Consider the following 13,492-nt stretch of genomic DNA (forward strand, 5'->3'; position numbering starts at 1 on the left):
GGTGAATGATATGGCAGGATTGGCAGCCGTCAGCAAATTGGCTGGCGAAACGGTAGGGCAAGAGTTTCTGATTTTTACCCTGGGCAACGAGGAGTACGGCATCGACATCCTCAAGGTGCAGGAAATTCGCGGCTACGATCAGGTGACCCGCATCGCCAACACCCCGGCGTTCATCAAGGGCGTCACCAACCTGCGCGGCGTGATTGTTCCTATCATCGATCTGCGGGTGAAATTTTCGCAGCAAAGTGTTTCCTACGATGAAAACACCGTGGTGATCGTGTTGAACTTTGGCCAGCGCGTGGTAGGCATCGTGGTTGACGGCGTCTCCGACGTGCTGTCGCTCACCGCCGATCAGATCCGTCCGGCGCCGGAGTTCGCGGTGACCCTGGCGACCGAATATCTCACCGGCCTCGGTTCGCTGGGTGAGCGCATGCTGATCCTGGTGGATATCGAAAAGCTGCTGAGCAGCGAAGAGATGTCGCTGGTCGACAGCGTGGCGAAAAGCGTCTGATTTCAGACTCAAGGGGCGGGGCGCCGCCCCCTTTAATCTTCACTTTCCCTGATCTGTCGCGATGGCCTCAGCCGCGCTCGGAACCCCCACTAAAAATAGTTACTTTCCCGCATAAAGTTTTGCCGCACGGCGCCGATAACTCTCACATTCAACGTCATCAGAGCCTGTCTGCGCGGGCTTCAACAAGGGAAATCATGTTAAATCGTATGAAGGTGGTCACCAGCCTGTTGCTGGTGTTGGTGCTGTTTGGCGCCTTGCAGTTGATTTCGGGCGGACTTTTTTTCTCCTCGCTGAAAAGCGATAAGGAAAACTTTACCGTCCTGCAAACGATCCGCCAGCAGCAGCTGCAGCTGAGTGAAAGCCGCGTTGACCTGCTGCAGGCGCGCAACTCCCTGAACCGCGCCGGTATCCGCTACATGATGGATACCAACAAGATCGGCAGCGGCGCCACCATTGATGAACTGCTGGCCAAGGCGAAGGAAGAGCTGGGTGAAGCGGAAAGACACTACGCCGCGTACGAGAAAATTCCTCAGGACCCGCGCCAGGATCCTCAGTCGGCGGAACGCCTCAAGCAGCAGTACGATGTGCTGTACGGCGCGCTCTCCGAGCTGATCCAACTGCTGGGCGAAGGCAAAATCAACGCCTTCTTCGATCAGCCTACGCAGAGTTACCAGGACAACTTTGAGCAGAGCTACAACGTTTATCTGGAGCAAAACGGCAAGCTGTACCAAATCGCGGTCGACGGCAGCAACAGCTCCTACAACTCGGCCATTTGGACGCTGATCGTGGTGCTGGTGGTGGTGCTGGCGGTGATCGTACTGGTCTGGACCGGTATCCATCACATCCTGGTGCGCCCGCTGAACCGCATGATCGACCACATCAAACAGATCGCCGCCGGCGACCTGACTCAGCAGATCGTCGTCAACAGCCGCAACGAAATGGGCGTGCTGGCGGCCAGCCTGAAACACATGCAAAGCGAACTGATCGAAACCGTCAGCGGCGTGCGCCAGGGTGCGGACGCCATCTACAGCGGCGCGTCTGAAATCGCCGCGGGCAACAACGATCTCTCCTCCCGCACCGAGCAGCAGGCCGCTTCGCTGGAAGAGACCGCCGCCAGCATGGAGCAATTGACCGCGACGGTGAAACAGAACGCCGAAAACGCCCGTCAGGCTTCACAGCTGGCGCTGAGCGCCTCCGAAACCGCGCAGAAAGGCGGCAAGGTGGTGGCCAACGTGGTGCAGACCATGCACGACATCGCCGGCAGCTCGCAGAAGATCGCCGATATTACCGGCGTGATCGACGGTATCGCCTTCCAGACCAACATCCTGGCGTTGAACGCCGCAGTGGAAGCGGCGCGCGCCGGTGAACAGGGCCGCGGCTTCGCGGTGGTGGCCGGTGAAGTGCGCAACCTGGCGCAACGCAGCGCGCAGGCGGCGAAAGAGATCAAAGGCCTGATCGAAGACTCGGTCAGCCGCGTCGATATGGGCTCCGTGCTGGTGGAAAGCGCCGGGGAAACCATGGGTGACATCGTCAACGCCGTCACCCGCGTGACCGACATCATGGGCGAAATCGCCTCGGCTTCCGACGAGCAGAGCCGCGGTATCGATCAGGTTGGCCAGGCGGTAGCGGAAATGGACCGCGTGACCCAGCAGAACGCCTCGTTGGTGGAAGAATCCGCCTCGGCGGCGGCGGCGCTGGAAGAACAGGCCAGCATGCTGACCCAGTCGGTAGCGGTATTCCGCCTGAGGTCGGAAGGCCAGGAAGAGTTTAAAGCGCCTGTCACCAGCAAGGCGACGGTAACACCGGTAATCAATCATAAGAAAATGAACGCCAGCGATCTGCAGGATAACTGGGAAACGTTCTGACCGGTATCGGGCCTCTCTCGCAGAGGCCCTTTTCCCTACGTAGGCCGGTCGCCGGCCGGCTGCAAGGAGGTTCACAGTGTTTAACCGAATCCGTATCTCTACCAGCTTGTTCCTGTTGTTGATGACCTTCTGCGTTCTGCAGTTGGCCAGCAGCGGCCTGTCGTATTCCGCGTTTCGTTCCGATAACCACAACCTCGACATCATCACCCTCGGCAGCCAGCAGCGCGATTCGCTCAGCCTGAGCTGGGTGTCGCTGTTGCAGGCGCGCAATACGCTGAACCGCGCCGGCACCCGCGCGGCGCTGAAACTGCCGCAGGAGCAGGTGAACGAATTGATGAGCAGCGCCCGCAGTTCGCTGCAGAAGGCCGATCTCTATTTCAATCAGTTTATGGCGGTTGAACGCAGCAGTGAACAGCAGAACCAGCAGACGGCCACCACCAAGGCCAGCTACGAGCGGCTGCGCGGCGCACTGCGTGAACTGATCGGTTTCCTGGAAAAGGGCGAGCTGCAGGCGTTTATGGATCAGCCGACGCAGAAAACCCAGGACCTGTTTGAGGCTGACTTCGTGCAGTACCTGCAGTTGGTCAACGGTGACATCAGCGAGGCTCGAGACGCCAACCAATTCTCCTTCACGCTGGCGGGCCTGATGCTGGCGGGGGCGGTCTTGATGCTGATCGTGGTGACCGGCAGCGCCATGTGGTGGTTGCGCACCATGTTGGTACAGCCGCTGAACCAAATCCGCAGCCACTTTGAACGCATCGCCGCCGGCGATTTGGCGACGCCGATTCAGGTGTATGGCCGCAATGAAATCAGCATGTTGTTCGCCAGCCTGCAACGCACGCAGCAGTCATTGATCGGTACCGTCGGCGCGGTTCGCGACGGTGCGGAGTCGATTCTGATCGGCCTGCAGGAGATCGCCGAAGGCAATAACGATCTCTCTTCCCGCACCGAGCAGCAGGCCGCTTCGCTGGAAGAAACCGCCGCCAGCATGGAACAGCTGACCGCGACGGTGAAACAGAACGCCGACAATGCGCGGCAGGCCTCTCAGCTGGCGCGCGACGCTTCGGCCACCGCGGCCAAGGGCGGCGAACTGGCCGGGGACGTGGTCACCACCATGCACGATATCGCCAACAGCTCGCAGAAAATCGGCGCCATCACCAGCGTGATCGACGGCATCGCCTTCCAGACCAACATTCTGGCGCTCAATGCGGCGGTGGAAGCGGCGCGCGCCGGTGAACAGGGGCGCGGTTTCGCCGTGGTCGCCGGCGAAGTGCGCAACCTGGCGAGCCGCAGCGCGCAGGCGGCGAAAGAGATCAAGGTGCTGATCGACGAATCGGTCAGCCGCGTCAAACACGGCTCGGTGCTGGTGGAAAATTCCGGCGCCACCATGCAGGACATCGTGCGTTCGGTGACGCGCGTCACCGACATCATGGGCGAGATCGCGTCGGCTTCGGATGAACAGAGCCGCGGCATCGAGCAGGTGACGCAGGCGGTGACCCAGATGGATCAGGTTACCCAGCAGAACGCCGCGCTGGTGGAAGAATCCGCTTCTGCCGCCACCGCGCTGGAAGAGCAGGCTATTACCCTGGCCGACGCGGTCGCGGTATTCCGTCTGGCGGACGATAACTTCGTCGCGCCAGGTAACAGCAACAACGCAGTTTCACCCGTGGTAAAGGAAGCCCAAGATTGTCAAACCGCATAAGCAGCACGTTTTACTCCGGTGAGGCGGCATGAAACAGGCGCCGTCAACTTCTAACCGGGATACTGCGTCGATGTTGACGCAAATGGTGCAGCGCCTGCCGCTGTCGGACGTGCATTTTCGCCGTATCAGCCAGTTGATTTATCAACGCGCCGGCATCGTGCTGGCGGAGCATAAGCGCGAGATGGTTTACAACCGCCTGGTGCGCCGGTTGCGGCTGCTGGGATTGCACGATTTCGGCGATTATCTGGCGCTGCTGGAAAGCGATCCGAACAGCGCGGAGTGGCAGGCGTTCATCAACGCGCTGACCACCAACCTGACGGCATTTTTCCGCGAGGCGCATCACTTCCCGATCCTGGCGGAGCATGCGCGCTCGCGGCCGAACGGCTACAGCGTCTGGAGCACCGCGGCCTCGACCGGCGAAGAGCCGTATTCGATCGCCATCACGCTGAGCGATGCCCTGGGGCAGCGGGCCGGCAGTTGCCAGGTCTGGGCCAGCGACATCGATACGCAGGTGCTGGAAAAAGCGGAGGCGGGCGTTTACCGCCAGGAAGATCTGCGCACCCTGACGCCGACCCAAATGCAGCGCTATTTTCTGCGCGGCACCGGTCCGCATCAGGGGCTGGTGCGCGTACGGCCGGAGTTGGCGGCGCGAGTGAACTTTCAGCCGCTGAATCTGCTGGCGCCGGAGTGGGCGCTGCCGGGGCAATTCGACGCCATTTTTTGCCGCAACGTCATGATCTATTTCGATAAGACGACGCAGGAGCGCATCCTGCGCCGCTTCGTTCCCTTGCTTAAGCCGGGGGGGCTGATGTTCGCCGGCCACTCCGAGAATTTCAGCCAGATCAGCCGGGATTTCTACTTGCGTGGGCAGACCGTGTATGGGCTGACCAAGGAGAGGTAATGAGTAAAATCAGAGTGTTATGCGTAGACGATTCGGCACTGATGCGCCAGCTGATGACGGAAATCGTGAACGGCCATCCCGACATGGAAATGGTGGCGACCGCGCCGGATCCGCTGGTGGCGCGCGATCTGATCAAAAAATTTAATCCTCAGGTGCTGACGCTGGATGTCGAGATGCCGCGCATGGACGGGCTGGATTTCCTCGAGAAGCTGATGCGCCTGCGGCCGATGCCGGTGGTGATGGTCTCTTCGCTGACCGGCAAAGGCTCGGAAATCACGCTGCGCGCGCTGGAACTGGGCGCGGTGGATTTCGTCACCAAACCGCAACTCGGCATTCGCGAGGGCATGTTGGCCTACAGCGAGCTGATTGCCGAGAAGATCCGCACCGCGGCCAGAGCGCGTCTGCCTCAGCGCTCCAGCAGCCCGGCGCCGGCGATCCTCAGCCATGCGCCGCTGCTGAGCAGTGAAAAACTGATCGCCATCGGCGCCTCCACCGGCGGCACCGAAGCGATCCGCCAGGTGCTGCAGCCGCTGCCGGCTACCAGCCCGGCGCTGCTGATCACCCAGCACATGCCGCCGGGTTTCACCCGTTCGTTCGCCGAGCGGCTGAACAAGCTGTGCCAGATCACGGTGAAAGAAGCGGAGGACGGCGAGCGCGTGCTGCCGGGCCACGCCTATATCGCGCCGGGGGACCGCCATCTGGAGCTGACGCGCAGCGGCGCCAACTATCAGGTGAAGCTGCATGACGGCCCGGCGGTCAACCGCCATCGCCCCTCGGTCGACGTGCTGTTCCGCTCGGTGGCGCAATACGCCGGCCGCAATGCGGTGGGGGTGATCCTCACCGGCATGGGCAACGACGGTGCGGCGGGGATGCTGGAGATGCACCGCGCCGGGGCCTATACCCTGGCGCAGAACGAGGCGAGCTGCGTGGTGTTCGGCATGCCGCGCGAGGCGATCGCCAGCGGCGGCGTCAGCGAAGTGGTCGAGCTGGACAGAATGAGCCAGCGCATGCTGGCGCAGATCGCCGGCGGCCAGGCATTGCGCATTTGATTTCAGTCCGCAGGGTCTTCCCGGCGGCGATATGACCCAGGTTCGCCGTGCGGCGGCCTGCGGTGTTGCATCATTAAACGGTTAACTATTTCAGGAGTAACAATGGCAGACAAGAACCTCAGATTTCTGGTTGTGGACGATTTTTCCACCATGCGCCGCATCGTCAGAAATTTGCTCAAAGAGCTGGGCTTCAACAACGTCGAAGAAGCTGAAGACGGCGCGGATGCGCTGAACAAGCTGCGCGCCGGCGGTTTCGACTTCGTGGTGTCCGACTGGAACATGCCGAACATGGACGGGCTTGAGCTGTTGCAAACCATCCGCGCCGACAGCGCGCTGGCCGCGATGCCGGTACTGATGGTGACCGCGGAAGCCAAGAAAGAAAATATCATCGCGGCGGCGCAGGCCGGCGCCAGCGGTTATGTAGTAAAACCATTTACGGCGGCGACGCTGGAAGAAAAGCTCAACAAGATTTTTGAAAAATTGGGCATGTAAGGAGAGGGCGATGAGAGACATTCCAATGCCTGCCAGCGATGCAGCGACCGCGGGAGAGATCATCTCCCGCATCGGCCAACTGACCCGAATGCTGCGCGACAGCATGCGCGAACTGGGGCTCGATCAGGCGATCGCCCAGGCGGCAGAGGCGATCCCGGATGCGCGCGACCGTCTTGACTATGTCGTAACCATGACGGCGCAGGCGGCGGAACGGGCGTTGAACTGCGTAGAGGCGGCGCAACCGCGCCAGGCGGAGCTGGAATCCGGCGCCAACGCGTTGAAAGGGCGCTGGGACGAGTGGTTCGCCAATCCCATCGAACTGGACGACGCGCGTTCTCTGGTCAACGACACGCGCCAGTATCTGGATCAGGTGCCGGGCCATACGGCTTTCACCAACGCCCAGCTGCTGGAGATCATGATGGCGCAGGACTTCCAGGATCTGACCGGTCAGGTGATCAAGCGCATGATGGACGTGGTACAGGAGATCGAAAAGCAGCTGCTGATGGTGCTGATGGAAAACATGCCGGAGCAGCCGGTGAAGGAAAAACGGCCGAACGACAGCCTGCTGAACGGCCCGCAGCTCGACCAGAACGGCGTCGGCGTGATCGCCAATCAGGCGCAGGTCGACGATCTGCTCGACAGCCTCGGTTTCTGAGGCCTTTCGGGGCGCGCGACGGCGCGCCCCGACAACAAGCCACGTCGTTTTGGTCTCATCCCCTAAATAACCCGCCTTTTTCCCCGTTGTTCCCCCAATGACATCGCCAATTTTTTGGCATGCTGACCGCCATTCTTTACCCTCCCGACACAGGAACGGCGTTTCGTGGCTGAAGACAGCGATCTGGAAAAAAGCGAGGCCCCCACGCCCCACAGGCTGGAAAAGGCGCGTGAAGACGGCCAGATCCCGCGCTCGCGCGAGCTGACCTCGGTACTGATGCTGCTCTCGGGCCTGGCGATTATCCTGATGTCCGGCAGCAACATGGCGCAACAGCTGGCGGCGATGCTCACGCAAGGTCTGAACTTCGATCACGGCATGGTCAGCAACGATAAACAGATGCTGCGCCAATTGGGCATGTTGCTGCGCCAGGCGGTGCTGGCGCTGCTGCCGATCATGGCGGGGCTGGTGCTGGTGGCGCTCGCCGCGCCGATGTTGCTGGGGGGCATTTTGTTCAGCGGCAAGTCGATCAAGTTCGATTTGAAGCGGCTGAACCCGCTATCCGGGTTGAAGCGCATCTTTTCCAGCCAGGTGCTGGCCGAGCTGCTGAAAGGGATCCTGAAAGCGACGCTGGTCGGTTGGGTGACTGGCCTCTATCTGTGGCACAACTGGGCGGCGATGCTGCATCTGATGACCCAGCAGCCGCTCGATGCGCTGGGCAACGCGCTGCAGATGATTCTGTTCTGCGGTTTTCTGGTGGTGCTGGGGTTGACGCCGATGGTGGCGTTCGACGTGTTTTATCAGCTGTGGAGTCACTTCAAGAAGCTGAAGATGACCAAGCAGGATATTCGCGACGAGTTCAAAGACCAGGAAGGGGACCCGCACGTCAAGGGACGCATTCGTCAGCAGCAGCGGGCGATCGCCCGGCGCCGCATGATGGCCGACGTGCCCAAGGCGGACGTGATCGTCACCAACCCGACGCACTACGCCGTCGCGTTGCAGTACAACGACAAAAAAATGAGTGCGCCGAAAGTGCTGGCCAAAGGGGCCGGCGAAATCGCCTTGCGCATTCGCGAACTCGGTGCGGAACACCGCATCCCGATGCTGGAGGCGCCGCCGCTGGCGCGCGCGCTGTATCGGCACAGCGAGATCGGCCAGCATATTCCGGCCACCCTGTATGCCGCGGTCGCCGAGGTGCTGGCCTGGGTGTACCAGCTGCGCCGCTGGCGGCGCGAGGGCGGCCTGATCCCGAAAAAACCTGAACGTTTACCGGTGCCGGAAGCACTGGATTTTGCAAAAGAGAGTGACTCTGATGGCTAATTTGGCCTCCCTGCTTCGTTTGCCGGGCAATTTTAAAGATACGCAGTGGCAGGTGTTGGCCGGCCCGGTGCTGATCCTGCTGATCCTGTCGATGATGGTGTTGCCGTTGCCGGCGTTTATCCTCGACCTGCTGTTTACCTTCAACATCGCGCTGTCGATCATGGTGCTGCTGGTGGCGATGTTCACCCAGCGCACGCTCGAATTCGCCGCCTTCCCGACCATCCTGCTGTTCTCCACATTGCTGCGTTTGTCGCTCAACGTCGCGTCGACACGCATCATCTTGCTGGAGGGGCACACCGGCTCCGCCGCCGCCGGCCGCGTGGTGGAAGCCTTCGGCCACTTCCTGGTGGGGGGCAACTTCGCCATCGGCATCGTGGTGTTCATCATCCTGGTGCTGATTAACTTTATGGTCATCACCAAAGGTGCGGGGCGTATCGCCGAAGTGGGCGCGCGTTTCGTGCTGGACGGCATGCCGGGCAAACAGATGGCGATTGACGCCGATCTGAACGCCGGCCTGATCGGTGAAGACGAAGCGAAGAAACGCCGCGCCGAAGTGACCCAGGAGGCCGACTTTTACGGCTCGATGGACGGCGCCAGTAAATTCGTGCGCGGCGACGCCATCGCCGGCCTGATGATCATGGTGCTGAACGTAGTCGGCGGCCTGTTGGTCGGCGTGGTGCAACACGGCATGGAGCTGGGGGCTGCGGCGGAAAGCTATACGCTGCTGACCATCGGTGACGGCCTGGTGGCGCAGATCCCGGCATTGGTGATCTCCACCGCCGCCGGCGTCATCGTCACCCGCGTCGCGACCGATCAGGACGTCGGCGAGCAGATGGTGGGCCAGCTGTTCAACAATCCGCGCGTGATGCTGCTGAGCGCCGGGGTGCTGGGGCTGCTGGGCCTGGTGCCGGGCATGCCGAACCTGGTGTTCCTGCTGTTTACCGCGGCTCTGTTGGGCCTCGCCTGGTGGCTGCGCGGCCGTGAACAACAGGCGCCGAAAACGGTGGAAGATCCGGTGATGCCGGAGAATCCGCAGGCCGCCGAAGCCAGCTGGGCCGACGTGCAGTTGGAAGATCCGCTGGGGATGGAGGTGGGCTACCGGCTGATTCCGATGGTCGATTTTCAGCAGAACGGCGAACTGCTGGGCCGTATCCGCGGCATCCGCAAGAAATTCGCCCAGGACATGGGCTATCTGCCGCCGGTGGTGCACATTCGCGACAACCTGGAACTGCCGCCTGCCAGCTACCGTATCCTGATGAAAGGCGTCGAGATCGGCAGCGGTGAAGCGCAGCCGGGCCGCTGGCTGGCGATCAACCCCGGCAATGCCGTAGGCGAGCTGGCGGGAGACAAAACCGTCGATCCGGCCTTTGGGCTCGAGGCGGTATGGATCGACAGCGCCTTGCGCGAGCAGGCGCAGATCCAGGGCTTTACCGTGGTGGAGGCCAGCACCGTGGTGGCGACACACCTCAATCACCTGATCGGCCAGTTCGCCAGCGAGCTGTTTGGCCGCCAGGAGACCCAACAGCTGCTGGATCGCGTGTCGCAGGAGATGCCGAAGCTGACCGAAGACTTCGTGCCGGGTGTGGTGTCGCTGACGACGCTGCACAAAGTGCTGCAAAATCTGCTCGCCGAGCGCGTTTCCATTCGCGATATGCGCACCATCGTCGAAACGCTGGCGGAACACGCCCCGGCGCAGAGCGATCCTTATGAATTGACCACCGTGGTGCGAGTGGCGCTAGGCAGGGCGATCACGCAGCAGTGGTTCCCGGGCAACGGCGAGATTCAGGTTATCGGCCTGGATACCCAGTTAGAGCGTCTGTTGCTGCAGGCGTTGCAGGGCGGCGGCGGCCTGGAGCCGGGGCTGGCCGATCGTCTGTTGGATCAGGCACGCCAGGCGTTGCAGCGGCAAGAAATGCTCAGCGCGCCGCCGGTGCTGCTGGTCAACCATGCGCTGCGGGCCTTGCTGGCGCGCTTCCTGCGTCGCAGCCTGCCGCAGATCGTGGTGTTGTCCAATCTGGAGATCAACGACGATCGCCAGATTCGCATGACCTCGACCATCGGAGCGGCCTGATGAAACGCTGTCTGTTCGTATTTTGTTTGCTGGCTCCGCTCGCCGCCGGCGCGGTGTCCGGCTCCTGGGTGGCTGAAGGGGCGGGGGTCACGCTGGAACAGGGCGGGATGCGCGATGAATCCGCCGCTTTGCGGCCGCCGAACGCGCTGCCGGATGCCCATGCGCGCATCACCAGCGTCAGCTGGCGCTACCGTTTGCTGGGGCCGGAACCGGTGGGGCTGCAGGCCCAGCTCTGCACGGTAAACCGCTGTATTCCGCTGGGCGGCGGCAGCGGCAGCAGCAACGGTCTGCAGGGCGAACCGGCCAATGCGGAATTGCGCTTTGTCTATTACGTGCAGTCGCAAGGCGGGCTGAATCCGCCGCTGCGGGTGATTGGCAATCAGGTGATCGTCAATTATCAGTAACATCAGGCCAGAATTTGCAGGCCGTTGCGTTCCACCAGCGTCAGCAGTTTCATCGCGGCGGAGTTCGGTTGCGCTTCGCCGCGCTCCCATTTCTGCACCGCTTTTTTGCTGACGTTGAGATACAGCGCAAACACCGGCTGACTGACGTTTTCCCGTTCGCGCAGCGCGCGGATCTCGGCCGGCCCGAACTGTTTCACCGGCCGCAGACACAGCATGTCGAAGGTGCGCATGGTCACGTCATCGACGAAACCGGCGCGATGCAGGCCCTGAACTTCCTGGTGGATCTCGGCAAGAATTTTACTCATCGCTTAGCCTCCGTAATTCCTTGTTGTTGACCAGCTGGTAGAGTCTGAATGGCGAATAATCCAGATACAGCGCAGCCAGATGTTTCAATCCTTGTAACTCATCCGCACTGATGTTTTCTCTCTCACTTTTGGCAAAGCCGCGCATAAAAAACAGGCGGTCTTCATCGCGAAAAACGATCAGTACCCGATAGCCGCCACGTTTGCCCGCACCAGCCCGAGCGATGCGCTTTTTGTATACGCAACCGCCAAGATTGGCATCGTACAGCTGATGTTGCATCTCTCGCGCCGCTTTCACTATCGTGGCGTCGCTAATGCGCTCGCGTGCGGCAAAACCCTGAAAGGTTTTGGTGAGATAAATGTCGGCCATTCGCTCTCCCTGCGAATCTATACCCTCTAAGGGTATATTTCAAGTGGTTTAAAAATAACCACAGGGTGACAAGAGGCCAAAGAGAAAGAAACAGCCAAATTCACGCCATGCGCAGCCTGACGCAAAGCCTTAAGTGAATTCAAAGAGTGATAGGGAGAAAATGCGACGGGATGCGCAGAAGCCGGTGAACGCATGCCCGGTGATAGGCTCACCGGGCAAATGAGTCAGGTCAAACGCCGATTTTTCTGCCGAGCAGGCTGCCGGCGTGCGACTGGCCGTCCGGGCCATACAGCGATTTGTTGTTTTTACTGAGGATGGCCAGCGCCTGAGCGTTATGGTCGATCTGCTGATTGAGCAGCAGACCGTTGTGCTGGTTCTTTTCGCGCAGCGTTTGGCTCAGCAATTGAACGCGCTGCCAACGATCGGCCAGGGGCGCTTGGCTGGCATAGGGGGCGCGTTGCCCGCAGGTTTTTTCCTGCCCCAGGCGCTGTTGCTCGAGATAAGCGACCGTCGCCAGCAGTTGGCTTTTGGCATCGGTGACGCGCTGCAAGGCCACGCCCGGCAACTGGCCGGAGCACAGCAAGTCGTGCTCTTCCTCCAGCACACCATTGAGCGCCTGCAACGTTTCCAACAGTTTATCCAGCAGTTGTGCCAGCTTTTCCATAGTAATGACTTATCCTTTACCGCTATTCGCCGCGTGCTGTCAGTCGCGTCCGGCGATCCATTGAACATCGCTCTGCGCGTCTTGCAGCAGCGCATCGGCGATTTTGCCGGCGTCCATCTTCAGTTCACCGTTGCGGATCGCCTGTTTGATGGCCTCGACCCGACCCATATCGATATCCTGGGTGCCCGGCTGCATCAGGCGCGCCTGCGCCTCGCTCAGTTTGACCTGCGTGCCGCTGACGGCGGTTTCGGCCACGGCGGCCTTGCGCGGCTGGAGCGGGTTGTCGGCCGGGGTTTCACGCGGTTGCACAGTGGAAACCGGCTGTAACCGCTGGGTGCGATCGATACTCATGGTCCATCTCCGTTTACGCCGTCGCCGCTCGCGGGCGACGACGCTGCAATGAAAGTGTTGCGGCCCTGGTGGCCAATAAAATGCTGCTTGATTTGTCTTATCGGCAAGGTTGGCGGAACCTTTACTTTTTTATAACGTAATGCGGATCGCGCCGTCGTCCCCGACCACGCCGCTGACGATCTGTCCGGAGGCCATGCGTACCCGCACGCTGTCTTCGGCGGCGGCGTTGTTCATCGCCTTACCCGCACCGCTGATGCTGAATCCTTCGCCCTGTGCGTTGACCTGCACCGGTTGCCCAGCCTTGATAATCCAGGCGCGGCGCAGCATGGCGAGGGTCAGCGGCTGACCGGGGCTGATGTTGCGCAGGCTGACGGCGCCTAACGCTTTGCCCGCTTCGGTCAGCGCGCGCGGCGGCAGGGTATCGAGCCGGCCCTGTTTCAACGCCAGATCCGCCGCCGTCAACCGGCTGCCGGCGCTGATGCCGCGCGCCGAAACGAGATAGCGGCCGAACACCTGCACCTGCGTCTGGATAAAACGCCGCTCCTGGCCACAGCGCGCCGAAATGCTGACGTTGCCGCCGATCCGCGCGTTGGGCGACAGCGACAGCTGCGGCAGTTCGCAAGCGGGCCATTGGTTCGGCGGCGTGCGCACCCGCACTTTTACCTGTACCGGTTCGCCGCTGAACTTGCCTTGGATGAAGCTTTCGATTTGCGTCGCCAGATCGTCGGCGCGCGCGTTCAGACTGCACAGCAGGCCGATAAGCAGCAGCATTTTACCTTTCATCGTCATCTTCTCAAGCTTCATCGGGATACGCGTAAGTGTACCCGCAGCGCGCGCA

General features: G+C 61.3%; 15 protein-coding genes. 10 read left to right on the forward strand and 5 right to left on the reverse strand.

The window, feature by feature from the left end; genetic code table 11:
* Positions 1-10: 10 nt before the first annotated feature.
* The 10 genes from cheW to ACMGF9_RS09005 all read left to right on the forward strand — a co-directional run bounded on the left by cheW (position 11) and on the right by ACMGF9_RS09005 (position 10,967).
* Positions 11-511 carry a chemotaxis protein CheW gene (gene cheW, locus ACMGF9_RS08960; RefSeq protein ID WP_004934876.1) on the forward strand — a complete coding sequence of 167 codons (501 nt, stop codon included), beginning with the start codon at positions 11-13 and terminating at the stop codon, positions 509-511.
* A gap of 194 nt (positions 512-705) precedes the next feature.
* On the forward strand, positions 706-2,376 hold the full coding sequence (locus tag ACMGF9_RS08965; protein ID WP_015378264.1) for a methyl-accepting chemotaxis protein: 1,671 nt from the start codon (positions 706-708) through the stop codon (positions 2,374-2,376).
* A 76-nt stretch (positions 2,377-2,452) separates the two neighbouring features.
* Positions 2,453-4,078 (forward strand): methyl-accepting chemotaxis protein, encoded by a 1,626-nt coding sequence (locus tag ACMGF9_RS08970; protein ID WP_004934871.1) that lies wholly within the window; start codon positions 2,453-2,455, stop codon positions 4,076-4,078.
* Between the two features lie 28 nt (positions 4,079-4,106).
* On the forward strand, positions 4,107-4,979 hold the full coding sequence (gene cheR / locus ACMGF9_RS08975; protein WP_414160207.1) for a protein-glutamate O-methyltransferase CheR: 873 nt from the start codon (positions 4,107-4,109) through the stop codon (positions 4,977-4,979).
* Positions 4,979-6,028, forward strand: coding sequence for a protein-glutamate methylesterase/protein-glutamine glutaminase (locus ACMGF9_RS08980; protein ID WP_004934865.1), 1,050 nt, complete (start codon positions 4,979-4,981; stop codon positions 6,026-6,028). The genes cheR and ACMGF9_RS08980 overlap by 1 nt, the downstream gene beginning before the upstream one ends.
* 102 nt (positions 6,029-6,130) lie before the next feature.
* On the forward strand, positions 6,131-6,520 hold the full coding sequence (gene cheY / locus ACMGF9_RS08985; RefSeq protein WP_004934862.1) for a chemotaxis response regulator CheY: 390 nt from the start codon (positions 6,131-6,133) through the stop codon (positions 6,518-6,520).
* Positions 6,521-6,530: 10 nt separating this feature from the next.
* Positions 6,531-7,175, forward strand: a complete 645-nt coding sequence (gene cheZ / locus ACMGF9_RS08990) for a protein phosphatase CheZ (protein WP_004934858.1) — start codon at positions 6,531-6,533, stop codon at positions 7,173-7,175.
* A 165-nt stretch (positions 7,176-7,340) separates the two neighbouring features.
* Positions 7,341-8,492: a flagellar biosynthesis protein FlhB gene (gene flhB / locus ACMGF9_RS08995; RefSeq protein WP_015378261.1), complete on the forward strand. Its 1,152-nt coding sequence runs from the start codon at positions 7,341-7,343 to the stop codon at positions 8,490-8,492.
* Positions 8,485-10,563, forward strand: a complete 2,079-nt coding sequence (gene flhA, locus ACMGF9_RS09000) for a flagellar biosynthesis protein FlhA (protein WP_021504090.1) — start codon at positions 8,485-8,487, stop codon at positions 10,561-10,563. The genes flhB and flhA overlap by 8 nt, the downstream gene beginning before the upstream one ends.
* Positions 10,563-10,967, forward strand: a complete 405-nt coding sequence (locus ACMGF9_RS09005; RefSeq protein ID WP_015378259.1) for a flagellar protein FlhE — start codon at positions 10,563-10,565, stop codon at positions 10,965-10,967. Before flhA ends, ACMGF9_RS09005 begins: the two co-directional genes overlap by 1 nt.
* A 2-nt stretch (positions 10,968-10,969) precedes the next feature.
* On the opposite strand, the gene ACMGF9_RS09010 is transcribed toward ACMGF9_RS09005, so the two are convergent.
* From ACMGF9_RS09010 to flgA, 5 genes are all read right to left on the reverse strand, one after another.
* A complete protein-coding gene (locus ACMGF9_RS09010; RefSeq protein WP_015378258.1) occupies positions 10,970-11,272 on the reverse strand; it encodes a helix-turn-helix domain-containing protein in 303 nt (100 codons plus the stop codon).
* The gene (locus ACMGF9_RS09015; protein ID WP_004934837.1) at positions 11,265-11,639 is read right to left on the reverse strand and encodes a type II toxin-antitoxin system RelE/ParE family toxin; all 375 of its coding nucleotides are present in this window, start codon (positions 11,637-11,639) and stop codon (positions 11,265-11,267) included. The genes ACMGF9_RS09010 and ACMGF9_RS09015 overlap by 8 nt, the downstream gene beginning before the upstream one ends.
* A 229-nt stretch (positions 11,640-11,868) precedes the next feature.
* Positions 11,869-12,303: a flagella synthesis protein FlgN gene (locus ACMGF9_RS09020; RefSeq protein ID WP_004934835.1), complete on the reverse strand. Its 435-nt coding sequence runs from the start codon at positions 12,301-12,303 to the stop codon at positions 11,869-11,871.
* Positions 12,304-12,342: 39 nt separating this feature from the next.
* Positions 12,343-12,654, reverse strand: coding sequence for a flagellar biosynthesis anti-sigma factor FlgM (gene flgM / locus ACMGF9_RS09025; RefSeq protein WP_004934832.1), 312 nt, complete (start codon positions 12,652-12,654; stop codon positions 12,343-12,345).
* Between the two features lie 129 nt (positions 12,655-12,783).
* Positions 12,784-13,437 carry a flagellar basal body P-ring formation chaperone FlgA gene (gene flgA / locus ACMGF9_RS09030; RefSeq protein ID WP_015378257.1) on the reverse strand — a complete coding sequence of 218 codons (654 nt, stop codon included), beginning with the start codon at positions 13,435-13,437 and terminating at the stop codon, positions 12,784-12,786.
* Between the last annotated feature and the right edge of the window lie 55 nt (positions 13,438-13,492).

Origin of the sequence: Serratia sp. BNK-23, assembly GCF_047456145.1 — a bacterium.
Classification (GTDB): domain Bacteria; phylum Pseudomonadota; class Gammaproteobacteria; order Enterobacterales; family Enterobacteriaceae; genus Serratia; species Serratia nematodiphila.

Excerpts from the sequence above, each read along its gene's own strand:
- flgA (WP_015378257.1), bottom strand. The coding sequence starts at position 13,437 with ATGAAAGGTAAAATGCTGCTGCTTATCGGCCTGCTGTGCAGTCTGAAC.
- ACMGF9_RS09010 (WP_015378258.1), bottom strand. The coding sequence starts at position 11,272 with ATGAGTAAAATTCTTGCCGAGATCCACCAGGAAGTTCAGGGCCTGCAT.
- ACMGF9_RS09005 (WP_015378259.1), top strand. The coding sequence starts at position 10,563 with ATGAAACGCTGTCTGTTCGTATTTTGTTTGCTGGCTCCGCTCGCCGCC.
- ACMGF9_RS08980 (WP_004934865.1), top strand. The coding sequence starts at position 4,979 with ATGAGTAAAATCAGAGTGTTATGCGTAGACGATTCGGCACTGATGCGC.
- flhA (WP_021504090.1), top strand. The coding sequence starts at position 8,485 with ATGGCTAATTTGGCCTCCCTGCTTCGTTTGCCGGGCAATTTTAAAGAT.
- cheZ (WP_004934858.1), top strand. The coding sequence starts at position 6,531 with ATGAGAGACATTCCAATGCCTGCCAGCGATGCAGCGACCGCGGGAGAG.
- flgM (WP_004934832.1), bottom strand. The coding sequence starts at position 12,654 with ATGAGTATCGATCGCACCCAGCGGTTACAGCCGGTTTCCACTGTGCAA.
- ACMGF9_RS09020 (WP_004934835.1), bottom strand. The coding sequence starts at position 12,303 with ATGGAAAAGCTGGCACAACTGCTGGATAAACTGTTGGAAACGTTGCAG.
- cheR (WP_414160207.1), top strand. The coding sequence starts at position 4,107 with ATGAAACAGGCGCCGTCAACTTCTAACCGGGATACTGCGTCGATGTTG.
- ACMGF9_RS08965 (WP_015378264.1), top strand. The coding sequence starts at position 706 with ATGTTAAATCGTATGAAGGTGGTCACCAGCCTGTTGCTGGTGTTGGTG.
- ACMGF9_RS09015 (WP_004934837.1), bottom strand. The coding sequence starts at position 11,639 with ATGGCCGACATTTATCTCACCAAAACCTTTCAGGGTTTTGCCGCACGC.
- cheY (WP_004934862.1), top strand. The coding sequence starts at position 6,131 with ATGGCAGACAAGAACCTCAGATTTCTGGTTGTGGACGATTTTTCCACC.
- cheW (WP_004934876.1), top strand. The coding sequence starts at position 11 with ATGGCAGGATTGGCAGCCGTCAGCAAATTGGCTGGCGAAACGGTAGGG.